Consider the following 16540-nt stretch of genomic DNA (forward strand, 5'->3'; position numbering starts at 1 on the left):
TTATTCTTGGTCAACGTAGAGCTTGGTTAAGATTTCTCTCGCGCCATCATCCAGCAATTGATTTGCCAGAGTCACGCCAAGTGCTTCTGCATCTTTGCGAGGGCCAGAGATCTCACCACGAACCATCTTAGAACCGTCCGGTTCACCAACTAATGCACGTAGCCAGATGTTTTCGCCATCTAATAATGAGTAGCTGCCGATAGGAACCTGACAGCCACCTTCTAGGGTAAGGTTCATTGCACGTTCGCACAGTACACGATCAGCCGTGTCTTTATGATTCAGTGGTTCAAGGAGTTTAATCAGACGCTCGTCATCAAGGCGACACTCAATACCAACAGCGCCTTGGCCAACAGCAGGGAGAGACTGCTCTGGTTCGATGAAGCTACGAATACGCTCTTCTAGCTCTAGACGTTTAAGACCTGCAGCAGCCAGTACGATCGCATCGTATTGACCATCATCGAGTTTACCTAGACGAGTACCAACGTTGCCGCGCAGCTCTTTGATGATCAGATCTGGGCGGTATTCTAACAGTTGGCATTGGCGACGCAGACTGCACGTACCCACGACAGCACCTTGTGGGAGTTCGTCGATGTTGTTGTAAGTGTTTGATACGAAAGCGTCACGCGGATCTTCGCGCTCACAAATTGTTACCAGACCTAGACCTTCAGGGAAGTCGACAGGTACATCTTTCATTGAGTGAACCGCTAGGTCAGCACGACCTTCTAGCATGGCTACTTCAAGTTCTTTAACGAACAGTCCTTTACCACCCACTTTAGCAAGCGGAGTGTCTAGGATGATGTCACCTTTGGTCACCATAGTTACCAACTCAACCTCTAAACCAGGGTGAGCAGCTTGCAGTGCATCCCTTACAAAGTATGCCTGCCAAAGGGCAAGAGGGCTTTTTCTGGTCGCGATACGGATTGGTGCTGAATTTGTCATGGTGTTTCCGATATAGGTTCTGTAATAGCCTAATCCTACCATTATGAGGCGAGAATTCTTACTGTTTGATCATTCCATACTTTGATAGCTGAGAGATTTTCATGAGTTCACCAAAATAGTGTGATTAGTATCTCATTTGAAACATGGGCTATTATTAGAAATAGTCAATAAAGAGGACACTACGGCGCCGTGAGTTTAACTTTCTGTCATCAAGGAATTGACCAGTATGACGGGTTCCTTTGCTTTACCATTAAGGGTAAAAGTGTTAAATTGATCACGTTTTGTTGCTCCTTTCGTTCAGTAACTAAACAGAACTGCACTTAACCTCAAACCAAGGACTTACCTTGCAGGCTTACACTCAAACTTTGATTCAACGATTAGACAATCTAAATCAGCAGCGCATTGATCGTGCGTTGGCGTTGATGAATGTGCAAGGCCAGCGAGTATTCAACCTTATTCCCGCACTGCTTCACTTCAATCACCCGATGATGCCTGGTTATTATGACCAACAAGTTCCTTTTGGAATTCGTAGCTTCACGCTTAATGAATTCCAAAAGCAATTTGTCTCTGATACCGAATTAACGCTGGGTGGCAAACTCACCGAGACGGATGAACCAGCAATCCTTGGCTTGTACACCATGGGTAGTACTTCTTCTATTGGTCAAAGCACTTCAAGTGATCTTGATATCTGGGTGTGTGTTTCCCCGGATATGGATGGCGCCTCTCGCGATAGCCTAACCAACAAGTGTCTCTTGATTACCGATTGGGCTGAAACCTTGGGAGTAGAAGCGAACTTCTTCTTGATGGATGAAGAGCGTTTCCGTTCGAACCATTCAGAAGAGATGACCGGCGATAACTGTGGTTCTTCACAGCACTTATTATTGCTTGATGAGTTTTATCGCTCTGCGGTTCGTTTGGCTGGTCAGCGTTTGTTGTGGCAAATCATTCCGCCAGAAATGGAAGAGTGTTACGACGAGTATGTTCAAGGTTTGTGTCAGGATGGCTATCTTGATTGCTCGCAGTGGATCGATTTCGGCAAGCTGAATCGCATTCCCGCTGAAGAGTACTTTGGTTCAAACCTGTGGCAGCTCTATAAGAGTATCGACTCACCGTATAAATCGGTTTTGAAGGCGATCCTGTTAGAAGCCTATTCATGGGAATACCCAAACACCCAACTGCTGAGTATTGATACCAAGCGTCGCTTCTTCGCGGATGAACCGGATCTGTATGGCATGGATAGTTACTATCTGATGCTTGAGAAGGTAACGCGCTACCTAGAGCGTATTAACGACCATACTCGATTGGACTTGGTGAGGCGCTGTTTTTATCTTAAGACCCACGAGAAGTTGTCACGAGATGCGGGCATTGGCTCCGTTGCGTGGCGTCGTGAAGCCTTAACCGAGATGACTAAATCTTGGAATTGGGGACATGAAACCATTGCTGAGCTCGATAACCGCCGTAACTGGAAGGTTGAGCAGGTTAAAGTGGTGCACCATGCACTGCTTGATGCCTTGATGCTGAGCTATCGTAATCTGATTCAATTTGCGCGTCGTAACGACATCACTTCGGCAATCAGTCCACAAGATATCAGCATCTTGGCACGTAAGCTTTACGCTGCGTTTGAGGTATTGCCAGGTAAAGTGACACTGCTGAACCCACAAATCTCTCCGGATCTGCATGAACCCGACTTGAGCTTCATCGAAGTTCGTCAGGGTCAGTCGAATAAAGCAGGTTGGTACTTGTATAAGCAGCCACTGGTTGCACACCGCATTCTTGGTCAGCCTTCTCTAGAGCACCATGAGTACTTGAGTAAGTTGGTAGCATGGTCGTTTTTTAATGGCTTGATTACCGAGTCGACACGTTTGCACTCTGTGGTACGTGACGCTCACATCGATATCGATAAGTTCTATCAAATGGTGAGCGACCTGCGTAATACGTTTTCTTTGCGTAAGCGTCGCCCAAGTATGCAAGCACTGGCGAGCCCGTGTGAGATAAGCCAGCTAGCGATGTTCATCAACTTTGAAAATGACCCGACGTCTGAATTAAGTGGTCGTGCATTAAAAGTGGACCTCAAGAACGCCGATATCTTCAGCTTTGGTGAGGAAGGTAAGAGCTTAGTCGGCAGTGTCGACTTAGTTTATCGTAACTCTTGGCATGAAGTACGTACGCTGCATTTCCAAGGTGATACGGCAATGCTGGATGCGCTGAAGACGGTGCTTGGCAAAATGCACCAAGATGCTTTACCGCCAGAATCGGTTGATGTGTTCTGTTACAGCAAAAACCTGCGTGGTGTGATGCGTAACATGGTGTATCAACTGCTTGCTGAGTGTATCGATTTACGATTGAAACCGATTGAACCCGAGAAGCGCCGCCGCTTTAAGGCTATTCGTTTAGCTAATAAGATGTTTGGTCTGTTCTTCGAACGTCGTGGTGTGTCGGTACAGATGTTGGAAAACTCGGTCGATTTCTACCGTAGCATCTCAACCAATAAGCTCAAAGGCTCACCTTTACTGATGCTCGATAAAGAGCAAGAGTATCAGCTACCAGAAGTGGTGGATGGTTTTGCGAGTGAGGGCTTGATTCAGTTCTTTTTCGAAGATACCGACAAAGGCTTCAATATTTATGTATTGGACGAGTCGAACCAAGTTGAGGTCTACCACCAGTACAGCGGTGAAAAAGATGAGATGATCGCGAGCGTGAATTCTTTCTACACATCGGTAAAAGATGAGTCGAAGATGTCGTCTAAGTTGATTAACTTTAACCTACCTCAGTACTACCAAATCGTTCATCCTGAAGAAGGCAATTCTTACGTTGTGCCTTATCGTAACGATGCAACTTTAGCTTCTCGGAGCTCAAAGATAGTTAACATCTAGTCTTACTAAGCCCGATTGATTTTAAAAAAAGGAGTGATTGATTCACTCCTTTTTAGTTTTGCTTACAAATGATTAGACCCAATCGATCGCTTCACCTGCGTGCTTCACGCATTCTTCTTTAACCATCTCAAACAGCTCCATGCCCGTCTTTGAACATGTCCACTTGTCGTCAACTAGCTTGAAGTGAAAGCCACCAGATTTAGACGCTAACCAGATTTCTTTCATTGGTTCTTGGCGGTTAATGATGATTTGGCTGCGGTTCTCAAACTCCAGCGTCATCACGTTACCAGTCACTTCGTAATCAATATCTGCCTCTGATTCATCGATAGCTTCTTCGATGTTTTGCATCTGTATATCGACCAGCTGATGAAATTCAGTCTCGTTCATCCTTTCTATCCTATTGCTTTTCCTGAGTGTGGTGCGATTATAGGGGGCATTGAGTTAATAATCACGATATGCAAAATGAAAAAATTAATTACTGCTCTATTTATGATGTCCGTTATTGGACTTTCTGGTTGTGGTCAAACGGGTCCTTTGTACGATCCTGATGAAGTTCAGCAAACCGAACAATCACAATAAGTGAAAACACGCAGAAATCGTTATTTATAAGGGATAAGAACTTTGGATTACTTCAACTATCAGGAAGATGGCCAGCTTTGGGCTGAGGACGTCGCACTTTCACAACTAGCAGAGCAATATGGTACACCGCTGTATGTATATTCTCGTGCAACATTAGAACGCCACTGGAATGCGTTTGATTCATCGGTTGGTGAGCATCCGCACTTGGTGTGTTATGCCGTTAAAGCTAACTCAAACCTTGGCGTGTTGAATACTTTGGCTCGTTTGGGCTCAGGTTTCGATATCGTTTCTGGCGGTGAGCTAGAGCGTGTGGTTGCTGCCGGTGGCGATCCAGCAAAAGTTGTATTCTCTGGTGTCGGTAAAACAGCCGCTGAAATGAAGCGTGCGCTTGAGTTGAACATTAAGTGTTTCAACGTAGAGTCAGAACCAGAACTAGAGCGACTGAATAAAGTGGCTGGTGAGCTTGGTGTTAAAGCGCCGATTTCACTGCGTATCAACCCAGACGTTGATGCGAACACTCACCCTTATATCTCTACAGGTCTGCGTGATAACAAGTTTGGTATCGCTTTCGACCGTGCTCCTGCTGTTTATGAGTTTGCAAAAACACTCGATAACTTGTCTATCCATGGTATTGATTGCCACATTGGTTCTCAGTTAACGGATATCGAACCTTTCATCGATGCAACCGATCGCCTACTTGCGCTGATCGACCAGCTACGTGCTAACGGTATCAACATCAAACACCTTGATGTTGGTGGCGGCTTGGGTGTGGTTTATCGTGATGAATTACCACCACAGCCTTCTGACTACGCGAAAGCTTTATTGGCTCGCTTAGACAATCATTCTGATCTAGAGCTGATTTTCGAGCCTGGAAGAGCGATTGCTGCTAACGCTGGTGTATTATTAACGAAAGTCGAGTTCCTCAAGCCAACAGAGCACAAGAACTTTGCCATCATCGATGCAGCAATGAACGATCTAATGCGCCCAGCACTTTACCAAGCTTGGCAGGATATTGTTCCTGTGAGCCCTCGTCAGGGTGAAACTGTGACTTACGATTTGGTTGGCCCAATCTGTGAGACAGGCGATTTCCTAGGTAAAGATCGTGACCTTGTTCTTGAAGAAGGTGATCTGCTAGCAGTTCGTTCAGCGGGTGCTTATGGCTTCGCGATGTCATCTAACTACAACACTCGTTCGCGTGCGGCTGAAGTGATGGTGGATGGCGATAAAACTCACTTGGTTCGTCAGCGTGAAGAGCTTACGAGTCTGTGGGAACTTGAAAACATTCTTCCGGAGTAATTTTAAGCGTTATGCACTTCCACTTTTCTAAAATGCATGGTTTGGGCAATGATTTCATGGTCGTGGACTGCATTACTCAAAATATTTTCTTTTCTCCAGATTTGATCCGTCGCTTGGCGGATCGTCACACTGGCGTGGGCTTTGATCAGCTACTTGTGGTTGAGGCTCCCTATGATCCAGAAACTGATTTCCATTACCGCATATTCAATGCGGATGGCAGTGAAGTGGAGCAGTGTGGCAATGGTGCACGTTGTTTTGCACGATTCGTTCGCATGAAAGGCTTAACGAATAAGTACAGCATCAACGTGAGTACCAAGAAAGGTAAAATGGTTCTCAAGATTGAAGAGAATGACCTGATCACGGTGAACATGGGCATTCCTGAGTTCGAACCCGGCAAGATTCCATTCAAGGCCAAGCAGCCAGAGAAGACGTATATCCTAAGAACGGATGTACACACCTTATTCTGTGGTGCGGTAAGCATGGGTAACCCACATGTGGTTACCGTGGTTGATGACGTCGACACGGCTGATGTGGACACCTTAGGCCCACTACTTGAATCACATGAACGTTTCCCTGAGCGTGTTAATGCTGGCTTTATGCAGGTCGTTAACCGTGAAGAAGTTCGTCTACGTGTTTACGAACGCGGCGCGGGTGAAACTCAGGCATGTGGCAGCGGAGCGTGTGGCGCAGTTGCAGTGGGTATCACTCAAGGCTTACTGGCTGAGAATGTGAAGGTTCGTCTACCAGGCGGTGACTTACACATTAGCTGGCAAGGCCCGGGTAAACCTCTGTTTATGACCGGCCCTGCAACGCATGTGTTTGATGGTCAACTTTCTTGCTAATAATGACCCAAAACAAATATATTCATAAAAATAAAGGATAGGTTTTGTCTTACGTTGAAGCCGACGCACTCACCGCAGAAGTGGTCGCGGAATATTTACGTGATACCCCAGATTTTTTCCAAGACCGAAAAGATTTGGTTGATCGCCTTGCTATCAATAACGTTGAGCAGGGCGCTGTTTCTCTGGTTGAGGTTCAGCTTAAACGCCAGCGTCATCGAATCGAAGAGCTTGAAGAAGAGATCACTGGCTTGATGTCGTTGGCGGCAAATAACGATAAAACCTTCTATGAGTTTATGGATCTGCAAGCGCAAGTGCTGAAATGCAGTGACTTTATGCAGGTGATAAAAGCCGTTGAACAAAAAGCGTTAGATCTTGGGCTTAAGGCTCATGTTCGAATTCTTTCGCAATCTGGCTTTTATCAGTTGAGTGCTGAGGGTTACTCTAAGTTTTCGCTTAACCATTTCAATGGCAAAGATGCTTATCTTGGACGCTTGAGAAAAGCCGACAGACACGATTTGTTTGGTGATTATCCAGTTCCAGAGCTAGGCTCTTATGTAGTACTACCGCTTGCTAAGCAGTCTCCATTGGGTTTGCTCGCCTTTTCTAGTGAAGATGGCGGACATTTCCAACCCCATATGGATACGCTCTTTTTACGCCATTTAGCACTTGTTGTCGCTCATTTGGCGGACACCTTACCTTGGCAGATAAATAATGAGCCTAGAGCCCAAAATACCTCTTCCTAACAGCCTTCAAAAGCCACTTTCTCGCTTCTATGAATATCTCCGAAGCGAGAAGGGACTCAGCCTACACACCCAACGTAATTACAAACAACAACTTGAAACCATGGCCGGTCATTTAGTCACTCTAGGGCTAAAGGATTGGGGTCAAGTCGATGCGGCGTGGGTCAGACAACTGGCCAGTAAAGGCATGCGTGAGGGAATGAAAGCGAGCAGCATTGCAACGCGCTTATCGTCACTGCGCAGCTTCTTTGATTTCCTTGTGTTGCGTGGCGAAATGACCGCCAATCCAGCCAAAGGTGTCTCTGCACCTCGCAAACAACGCCCTTTGCCTAAAAACCTCGATGTTGATGAAGTGGGTCAACTGCTTGATGTGAATGAGGACGATCCATTGTCGATTCGTGATCGAGCGATGATGGAGGTGATGTATGGTGCTGGATTACGACTGGCAGAACTGGTCGGCATCAATCTGAAAGATGTGTTGGGTCGACAAGGCGAAATCCGAGTGATTGGTAAAGGCGACAAAGAACGCAAAGCGCCTTTTTCTGGTTTAGCTAAAGAGTGGGTCGATAAATGGCTCAAAGTTCGTGGTGAATTGGCTTCACCGGGTGAAACCGCGCTGTTTGTCTCTAAGCTCGGGACTCGTATCTCTCACCGCAGCGTGCAAAAGCGCATGGAAGAGTGGGGCAAGAAGCAATCTGTCGCGAGCCACATCAGCCCGCATAAACTGCGTCACTCCTTTGCAACGCATGTGCTGGAATCGAGCCAAAATCTTCGTGCTGTGCAAGAGTTGCTTGGCCATGAAAACATCTCGACGACCCAAGTGTATACCCACTTAGATTTCCAACACTTAGCACAAGCTTATGATCAGGCTCACCCGAGAGCTCGTAAGAAGAATAAAGATTAGATTAAAGGGTTTACTATGCGAATTTATCGAGGGTTAAAGCCCATCAAAGCCATGACCTTTGACTTGGATGACACCCTGTATGACAACTGGCCTGTGATCATGAAGGTTGAGAAAGAGATGGCACAGTGGCTTTATCAAAAGCACCCAGTGTCGGCTTCTTTATCGCTTGAAGAGTGGCAGGGCATTAAGCAGCAAGTCGCATCTGAAAACCCAGCTTTGAAACATGATGTCACCGTGTGGCGTGAAACTCAGATTAAGAGTGGTTTGCTGCAATTGGGTTACTCTCTGCAGCAAGCAGAGCAAGCGGCTCGAGAGGGCATTGAGCATGCCTTGTGGTTGCGTAATCAAGTCGATGTCCCTCAAGAAACGCATCGAGTGATGACTGAACTTAGCCAACGTATTCCTCTGGTTGCGATTACCAATGGCAATGTCGATCCACACAAAATTGGCTTAGGGCTGTACTTTCAATTAATCCTTAAAGCCGGCCCTGATGGCAGAGCAAAACCCTATCCAGATATGTTTGAAAAAGCTCAGCAACACCTAGGTTGTGACGCTGAGAATATTCTTCATGTTGGCGATCACCTCAAAACGGATGTCTATGGAGCCAAGCAAAATGGCTTCCAAGCGTGCTGGTTTAATGACACTGGTTCCAATTTATACCGCTCCCCGAAGGCGAGTGTGCTCCCTGATGTTGAAATAGACCAACTTAGCGATCTTATGCGACTAATTTAATGGCTCGGTAAGCTTATTGTGTCGCATTTATGCTATTGAATTGTTACATTAGTCGCCTATAAAAGCCTGATTAGGCTAGGATAATTGGCGACTACTTTTTATCGATTCATTTCAGTCATAGCAGTGGTTGCGGGTTGTTACTTCACTCGATTTTGAACAAGGGTTGGCATGCAAACATTTACATTTCTCGCAAATACTGAGGCGTTATTTAGAGCTCAATTTGATCAGCGAGAATGGTGTGACAGCAAACAGTACCTTATTCAAATTTTCTCAGCTCAATCTTCAGATCTAGCTCGTCAAATCGCGGGTGTTGCCCTCAATCGTTTAAATAATGCGACGCTAATTGGCCAGAGTGCTCGTCATGTTATCTGTGATAATTGCCTTGAAAGTGCATGCACCTTAGTCATCATCAGTGAGTTCAACGAAACCCATCTAACCTCTGCGGTCCAGCCTTTTTCCGGCAATCCAAATCAAGACAGCCAAGACTTAGCTTTTCAGCTGCGCCTTACAGAAGAAACCAAAACGGTCATCAGCTTGTGCGATCAGGTTGAAGGGCGTGATTATCCTATTTATAGCGCTTTTGAAAATTTGCCTTACGCCTTGCCGATAGCTGGTGGACTGTGCCATGAGAATGAATTTGGCCGTTGGGTTATGTATAACGAGCAAACCTACCAGCACGCCTGTGTTGCTGTGGCTCTGACTAACCCAAGATTGAAGGTTTGGTCGGACGCGTACTCTGAGTGGAACCCGATTGGGATGAAGCTACGAGTCACACACGCAATCGGAAATCGCTTATACGCATTGAACGACAAGCCGGCTATTGAAGTATTCAAACATTACCTTGCGGATGGCAAAGACCTTCCTTTTAGTCAACTGATGAGCTTTCCACTTTATCGAGAACTTGGCAGAAAGAAGGGTATCTCGACGCCGCTACGTATTAATGATGATGGCAGTATTGAGTTTGATAGCCCTTGGCATGTCGGTGAAGAGGCGCAGTTTTGTTATAACCACCCATCGCTCACTGCAGAAAAGGTGCACCACGGTGCCGAGATGCTAGCCATGCATCAGCCTGAATCGGTGATCATTTATAACTGCGTATCTCGACTTGAATTTATCGACAGTAAACTTGAGCTCAAGCCATTTGAAGGGATAGTGAATACATGTGGTGCCTACTGCATGGGGGAGCTATACCGTAATGAAGACCGCCAAGAGATACTGCACCACAGCTTGACTTATATCGCTATGCGCGAGTCTGACGAGATTAAAGAGTTTCATTGCGAAGACTTTCAGTGTGGCTCAACCGTGTCGCCATTGCTTAACCTAGTCAGAAATGCAGTCGCTGATCTCGACAGTATGAATACTCAGATGGAAAAGAAACTCCATCAACAAGCGCGTCGCTTAACCGAAAGCTATCGCATTGACTCGCGTACTGGTTTGCCGAACCGTATCGTACTGAAAGAGCGCCTCAATACGATTCTGTTCAGTGAACATCTGCTGACCTTAAAGCTAACCAACTTCCATCAGGTTAACGAGAAGTATGGTTATCAAGTGGGGGATCAGCTGCTACTCGATCTGTCTAATCACTTTATCGAGCGATTACAGCTTCGTGTGGTTAAAGAGCCTCGCGTGAAGGTAGAGCTATTCAGTATTGGTGTTGGAGAGTGGGCGATTATCTTCAATGCTAGTGTTGGTAGTACGAAAATAAAAGAAGGTTTCGTTGAGTTCGCCGATGACATCGAACACATAAATTTTGAGCCATATGGTTTGGCTGATATTGATTACCTGTCAGTTTCTCTGTGTGGCGGCTTTGCTAGTCGTTGTGACTTCTTAACCGACAGTGGTGACCAGATCTTATTGAAAGCGATCGAAGCTCGACGCTATGGAGTACGTAACAATACCCACATCACCAATGCCAAAGATATTCAGGTGAGCGAAGAGGACCGCAAAGAGCAACTCGGTTGGTTGAGTTGTGTAAGTCGTGCGATTCTAGATCAGAACATCATCACCTATTCCCAGCCGATTGTGGAGTCGGTTACGCACGAAATGATTGGCCAAGAGTGCTTGGTCAGAATCATGGAGTCAGACGGTACCATTGTGCCACCAGGTAAGTTCTTACCTATCATTGCCGACACGCACCTTTACACTCGCCTCAGCCGACACATGATTAAGAACACCATAGGTTATATGGCGGATAAGCAAAGCCCATTTTCTATCAACCTATCCCCGCAAGATTTGTTGAGCGACAAGACGCTTGAGGTGCTCGAGACCGCCATCAGTGCTATGAACGATCCCACTCGACTTGGCCTAGAGGTTCTCGAGTCTGAGCAGATTAAAGATTATGGTCGCATGATTGAGGTGTGTGATCACTTCCGTGCGCTTGGGGCGAGAATCATTGTTGATGACTTTGGCTCTGGTTACTCCAACATCGAGGAAATCATTAAGCTTGAGCCACAGATCATTAAGCTCGACGGTAGCTTGATTCGTAATATCGACAAAGATCAAAAACAAAGAAACATAGCCTCTCAGTTGATTCGTTTGTGCCAAGTGTTCAATGCCAAAACGGTCGCTGAATTTGTCCATAACCAACAGATTTGTGAGATAGCAGAGCAAATGGGTGTCGATTATCTGCAGGGTTACTACTTCGGTGAGCCTAAGCGACTGTTTTAGCAGTTAAAGCTTCCCGCATTGTGTAACGACTGGCTATAAAAGTACTGCGCCGCCATTAATGACTGCTTTTTGGCGGAATGAATGATGTCTAACTAAGGTCACATTATTCATAACGCGATCGCAAGTATTCCGTGCAAGCCTTATCTATAATAAGCACAATAATAAATCATTAACGTAACGATTAATGTGAATATGCAGTCGACTTCTCTCCTGATACAAGACATTGAGCAAACCCAACGTGAATTGGAAAAGATAGATTTTCATCAACATGAAAGCCTACTGATTCAGGTGTTTTCGTCTTTCGAGAAAGGTTCTGTTTTGGCTGCCTGCCAAGTGATTCAATCGACTTTTCCCAATGCCAAATTGATTGGTTGCAGTGCTAACCACTACATTAGTCAAGGTGTCATCCTGCACCAAGGTCTTTATCTGATTGTTACCCGCTTTGACGCGACGTCTTACTCTTGTGGTGTTGTCGAATATAGCGAACAACCATTGCTCGATAGCCACGCTATGTGGCAACAGCTTGAGTGCAATGATAATACTCAAAGCATCATCTGTTTCGCAGACCGCTTGCAGATAAATAACCGAGATCTATTTTCAGCGTTTGAGCAGTCGATGTATTCATTACCGATCTGTGGCGGTGCATCGACCATCACAGATAATGGGCGATGGGTGATGTTAGACGGCATTTGCTATGAAAATGCCTATGTGATGTTGGCGCTGCACAGTGTTGAGCTCTCCATCGCTAAGGGTTACTACACTGAATGGAATCCGATTGGTCGAACTTTTCGAGTGACAGGTGCTCAAGAGAACCGGTTGTTGGAACTGGATGGGATGCCTGTTCGCGAACTCTACAATCGTTACCTCGCTGATGGCCTCGAAGTGCCTTTTGAGCAACTGCATAACTTTCCCTTGATGGTCGGTGACCCGAAAGAGCAAAACATTCACTTACCGCTCAAGGTAACGGAAAGTGGAGAGATAGAATTCAGCGGCCTGTTCCAAGTGGGCGATGAGGTCCGGTTTTGTTATGACCATCCATCACTGACCTTAGAGCAGATACGACTGGGCGTGCAGCAGATCGCCTCTCATAGGCCAGAACAGTTCTTCATTTATAACTGTACATCTCGTATCGACTTTATTGATGGCAACCAAGAGGTTGAGGTTTTCCAAAAATTGGCCGACAGCTATGGCGTTTACTGCATGGGAGAACTTTATCAAGAGAATGGCCAACAGCGAATCTTGCACCATAGCCTCACTTATCTTGCGCTTAGAGAAGGCGAGGGTAAGGCGGTATTGCCATTAGAGACGCAACCCGCGACCAACATATCCCCTCTGTTTTCATTGATCCGAAATGCACTGCTTGATGTCGATGACATGAACAACAGCATGGCGAGTAAGATTCAGCAGCAAGCCACTGCATTGACGGCAAGCTATCGAATTGATCACCGTACAGGTTTACCCAATCGAAGTGTGCTGCGTGAGAAACTGTCGAAGATGAGCAGTGATAGCCACTTACTAGCTTTGAAGGTCACGACCTTTGGTCAGATCAATGAGAAGTATGGTTATCGAGTAGGTGACAAGCTTCTGCATGATTTGAGTGAGTACTTTCAAAAGGCGCTGTGGCAGTTCTTTGATGAGGGCTGTCAGCTCTACAGTATCGGTATTGGTGAGTGGGCGGTGGTGTTTGATAGTTGGGCGAGCCAAGAACATATTCATCAGCGATTCTCGGAATTTGCCGATCAAACCGAGCATGTGAATTTTGAGCCTACCGGTTTACCCGATATTGATTACTTGTCGGTGTCTATCTGTGCGGGTATCGCCAGCCGTCGAGATTTCCCGACTACCTCTATTGATGACTTATTGTTGAAGGCGATTGATGCGAGGCGCAGCGCTGTCAGCCAGAACAAGCACCTAGTGAGCGCCAAGGCACTCATTCAATTGGAGAAGCATCGCCAAGAGCAACTTGGTTGGCTGTCGTGCGTGAGTCGCGCGGTGCTTAATCAGAATATTGTGGCGTGCTCTCAGCCCATAGTTTCAGCACACAGTCATCAGGTAGAGAGCTACGAGTGTTTGGTTCGAATTGAAGAGGACGGTCAGTTAATTGCACCGGGTAAGTTCTTGCCAATCATTGAAGGAACCCATCTCTATACACGCCTCAGTCGTCAGATGATAACGCGCACCTTCGATTTTATGAGTCAGCGAACCGATTCGTTCTCAATTAATTTAGCGCCACAAGATTTCAGCAATGAGAAAACCATTCTTCACCTTGAACAAGCGATCAAGAAAATCAGTCACCCACAGCGTATTGGCTTGGAGGTGTTAGAAACGGAACAAATTCAGGATTACGGTCGCTTGATTGAGGTGTGTAATCACTTCCGCGATCTTGGTGTGAATATTATTGTTGATGACTTTGGTTCGGGCTATTCGAACATTGATGAGATATTGAAGCTAGAACCACAGGTGATCAAGCTTGATGGCAGTTTGATTCGCAATATTGATAAAGATAAAAAGCAGCGCAAGATCGCTCAGCAGTTGGTGAGCTTATGCCAGATTCTGAATGCTAAGACGGTGGCGGAGTTCGTTCATAATGAGCAGGTGTGCCGTATTGCTGAAGACATGGGGGTCGATTACTTGCAAGGGTATTACTTTGGTCAACCTCAGCGTTTGTTTTGATGGAGCGAGCGTTTCACGTGAAACACTGGTTGGCTCAATAACGAAAATACGATGTAAAAAGGGTGAGCTTATGGCTCACCCTTTTTGTTTTTAGTGTCTGTCTCGTCCCGAAATGTGTTTTTACCTTCCCGCGCGCCTGCTTGGTCTATTTGAGGGCGTGGCCACACTTGTCGGCGTGGAACACTTTTAGATAATGCTGGTAGTAGTCATCAATGAGCTTGGCAGATTCACTTTCACCTAAAGATTTGAGTAACTCAATACCCACTTCACAAGTACACAAGTGGCCACTGTCTTGGTTGCGGCGCAAGGTGTATGAAGATTCGCTGGTAATATCGAGGTGAACTTGCGGAACGGCTTGTAACCACGAGCTCTTGTTAAGCATCTTCTTCGCTTCTTGCCATGTGCCATCCAAGATGATGAATAGCGGCTTACGGCTCTGGGCTTGGGTCATTACAGCTTGCTGGCACTCGACACTTTGATCACTTGGGAATAAAAGAAACGGTTGTCGTGTTTCATCGTCAAGCAGTGCGATGAGCTCCGCTGGTGGTGTTTTCCTTTGCCATACAATGGACTGACACTGATCAAGGGATTGCTGAAGCAGCTTCCCTGTATTGGTATCGCGTGACAGTTCATTCTCATGAGTGAGCAGTACAAGATCGATTTGGCTTGCGACACTAGGTATCAGGTGACAAATACATTGGTGAGTGAAGCTACAACCATGGCAAGCTTGTTGGTTACTCATGTTTACAACTTAACTCCACTTTGTGCGGGTGAGATACCATCAGCAAACAAAACCACGTCGCTGATATCAGCATCATCTGCAACTGGAGCGACACTTGGGTTTAGCGGGTAGCTGACACCAGAGTATGAAAGTGTGTGTTTCGCCGGTGTTGCACCGCCGCCACTGACATTGAAGATCAGATCCTGCCAGCCGTGGTTTTGCGATTTACCTAAGCGTATGTCGCCCTTAACCAGTGTCACTCGGCTATTGAAGCGCCAGTTATCTTGATGGTTTTCGAAAATTAGCAGTGTACAGCCACCAGAACCACACCAATCGAGTTGGGCGAACAGCTCTTCTTTACCGTCGCCGTTGAGGTCGTAGGTTAACCAGCGGTATTTAGTGTCGTCAGGTGAGCTGTTGTTGATCTTAAAGTATTCGCGGATCGCTTGGTCGACTTTTGGATCAAGTTGATCGCTGGAGTTCACCTGCTTTGCGGTTAGATCAACGTTAGTGGTGGTGTTTACTTGTGCTTGCGCACTCTTAGCTTCGAATAGCACCAGACCGCCATTGGCAATCGGATACACCACGTTGCCCACTTTCTCTTTTTCAGCGATTAGCTTGCCATTATCGAGTGTGAAGATGCGCTCGGAGATCAAATATTGTTGCTGGTGGCGAGTCATAACCACTTGTACCTGATTTTGGTTCAGTTGCTGCCAGAAGCCTTGTTCAACAATAGAAGGGTCTCCATTGCTGTATGAATAAGTCGTGATAGCACTGTGGTCATTGTTGAGTTCAAGGTTGATAGAGAACCCTGAGTTTTGCGTTGAGCTAGCGAAGTAGAGTCCGCTCCAGTCCAGCGTTGGATCTTGGTTAGAGACCGTCGCACAGCCATTGTAGTTACTGTCATTGAGGTTAAGCTTGGCATGCCATCCATAGATAGAATCGCTCATGCCGTCGCTACAGCTCTCTTTCGTAAGGTTGAGTTTGCCTTGTGCAGCTTTACCTTCTAATTGGTAGTCACGGCTGCTCGATGTGGTGCGGCTTGATTCAATATCGAGGGTCTGTGGCTGTTCGCCCATCTTGGTGTATTTCAGCTGGTCTTTATCGAAGGTTGCTGACCAGAAGGGTTCATTACCAAATACTCGTGTTGAGCGCAGCGGTTGGACGCAGCGATCTGGGTTCTCTGCGGTTAGGATGTTCACTTGGTCAACCACGAAACGCGCTGTGAAATCTGCGTTATAACCCGTTTGGCTCGGCACGGTTAGGTGACCAATCAGCTCGCCATATAAGGCTTGGTAAGGTCTCGTTGAGAGCCCTTGTGCTTCTAACGCTAACTCTGGAGATAAGTCTAACCAGTATTGTTGTTGGCTACCGCAAGGAGTGAAGGTTCGGCTTTCATGGCCAACCACCACCTGACCACGCATGATGAAGGTTTGCGGTTGAATGCTCAGTGGCTCATCCAAGTTTGCTGGGGGCTGTTCAGGTTGTTGCGGCGTATCAGGTGCCGTAACACAGCCTTGTAGAGCGAACGCGACTAGCCATGTCACTGGGTTTTTCATTACCTTCATGTTATA

13 protein-coding genes are annotated in these 16540 nt (G+C 46.4%); 9 read left to right on the top strand and 4 right to left on the bottom strand.

Annotated features, from left to right (window positions below; all coding sequences use genetic code 11):
* Complete coding sequence (gene hemC / locus LMH68_RS08485) at positions 1-939, bottom strand: hydroxymethylbilane synthase (RefSeq protein ID WP_017061008.1); 939 nt, start codon at positions 937-939, stop codon at positions 1-3.
* Between the two features lie 344 nt (positions 940-1283).
* Between hemC and LMH68_RS08490 the strand changes: the two genes are divergently transcribed.
* Positions 1284-3812, top strand: coding sequence for a class I adenylate cyclase (locus LMH68_RS08490; RefSeq protein WP_017066755.1), 2529 nt, complete (start codon positions 1284-1286; stop codon positions 3810-3812).
* A 72-nt stretch (positions 3813-3884) separates the two neighbouring features.
* Here the strand turns inward: LMH68_RS08490 and cyaY are convergent, their stop codons facing one another.
* Entirely contained in the window at positions 3885-4199 is a 315-nt protein-coding gene (gene cyaY / locus LMH68_RS08495) for an iron donor protein CyaY (RefSeq protein ID WP_017061010.1), read from the bottom strand.
* A gap of 75 nt (positions 4200-4274) precedes the next feature.
* Here cyaY and lptM point away from each other — a divergent pair, with 75 nt between their 5' ends.
* The 8 genes from lptM (at position 4275) to LMH68_RS08535 (ending at position 14245) form a co-directional block, all read left to right on the top strand.
* Positions 4275-4391, top strand: a complete 117-nt coding sequence (gene lptM, locus LMH68_RS08500; RefSeq protein ID WP_017068592.1) for an LPS translocon maturation chaperone LptM — start codon at positions 4275-4277, stop codon at positions 4389-4391.
* 42 nt (positions 4392-4433) lie between these two features.
* Complete coding sequence (gene lysA, locus LMH68_RS08505; protein WP_017066756.1) at positions 4434-5687, top strand: diaminopimelate decarboxylase; 1254 nt, start codon at positions 4434-4436, stop codon at positions 5685-5687.
* 11 nt (positions 5688-5698) lie between these two features.
* A complete protein-coding gene (dapF, locus tag LMH68_RS08510; protein ID WP_017061013.1) occupies positions 5699-6529 on the top strand; it encodes a diaminopimelate epimerase in 831 nt (276 codons plus the stop codon).
* A 44-nt stretch (positions 6530-6573) separates the two neighbouring features.
* Positions 6574-7272, top strand: coding sequence for a DUF484 family protein (locus LMH68_RS08515; protein ID WP_102321192.1), 699 nt, complete (start codon positions 6574-6576; stop codon positions 7270-7272).
* Positions 7241-8173 carry a tyrosine recombinase XerC gene (gene xerC, locus LMH68_RS08520; RefSeq protein WP_017061015.1) on the top strand — a complete coding sequence of 311 codons (933 nt, stop codon included), beginning with the start codon at positions 7241-7243 and terminating at the stop codon, positions 8171-8173. Before LMH68_RS08515 ends, xerC begins: the two co-directional genes overlap by 32 nt.
* A 15-nt stretch (positions 8174-8188) precedes the next feature.
* The gene (gene yigB, locus LMH68_RS08525; RefSeq protein WP_017068593.1) at positions 8189-8905 is read left to right on the top strand and encodes a 5-amino-6-(5-phospho-D-ribitylamino)uracil phosphatase YigB; all 717 of its coding nucleotides are present in this window, start codon (positions 8189-8191) and stop codon (positions 8903-8905) included.
* Between the two features lie 168 nt (positions 8906-9073).
* Positions 9074-11572 carry an EAL domain-containing protein gene (locus tag LMH68_RS08530; RefSeq protein WP_229648282.1) on the top strand — a complete coding sequence of 833 codons (2499 nt, stop codon included), beginning with the start codon at positions 9074-9076 and terminating at the stop codon, positions 11570-11572.
* Positions 11573-11764: 192 nt separating this feature from the next.
* The gene (locus LMH68_RS08535; RefSeq protein WP_017063759.1) at positions 11765-14245 is read left to right on the top strand and encodes an EAL domain-containing protein; all 2481 of its coding nucleotides are present in this window, start codon (positions 11765-11767) and stop codon (positions 14243-14245) included.
* A gap of 145 nt (positions 14246-14390) precedes the next feature.
* Here LMH68_RS08535 and LMH68_RS08540 read toward each other — a convergent pair whose 3' ends face one another.
* Positions 14391-14987, bottom strand: a complete 597-nt coding sequence (locus tag LMH68_RS08540) for a tRNA-uridine aminocarboxypropyltransferase (protein WP_017061019.1) — start codon at positions 14985-14987, stop codon at positions 14391-14393.
* 2 nt (positions 14988-14989) lie between these two features.
* A complete protein-coding gene (locus LMH68_RS08545; protein WP_017061020.1) occupies positions 14990-16534 on the bottom strand; it encodes a COG3650 family protein in 1545 nt (514 codons plus the stop codon).
* Between the last annotated feature and the right edge of the window lie 6 nt (positions 16535-16540).

The organism is Vibrio sp. F13 (assembly GCF_020806305.2).
Lineage (GTDB): Bacteria > Pseudomonadota > Gammaproteobacteria > Enterobacterales > Vibrionaceae > Vibrio > Vibrio crassostreae_C.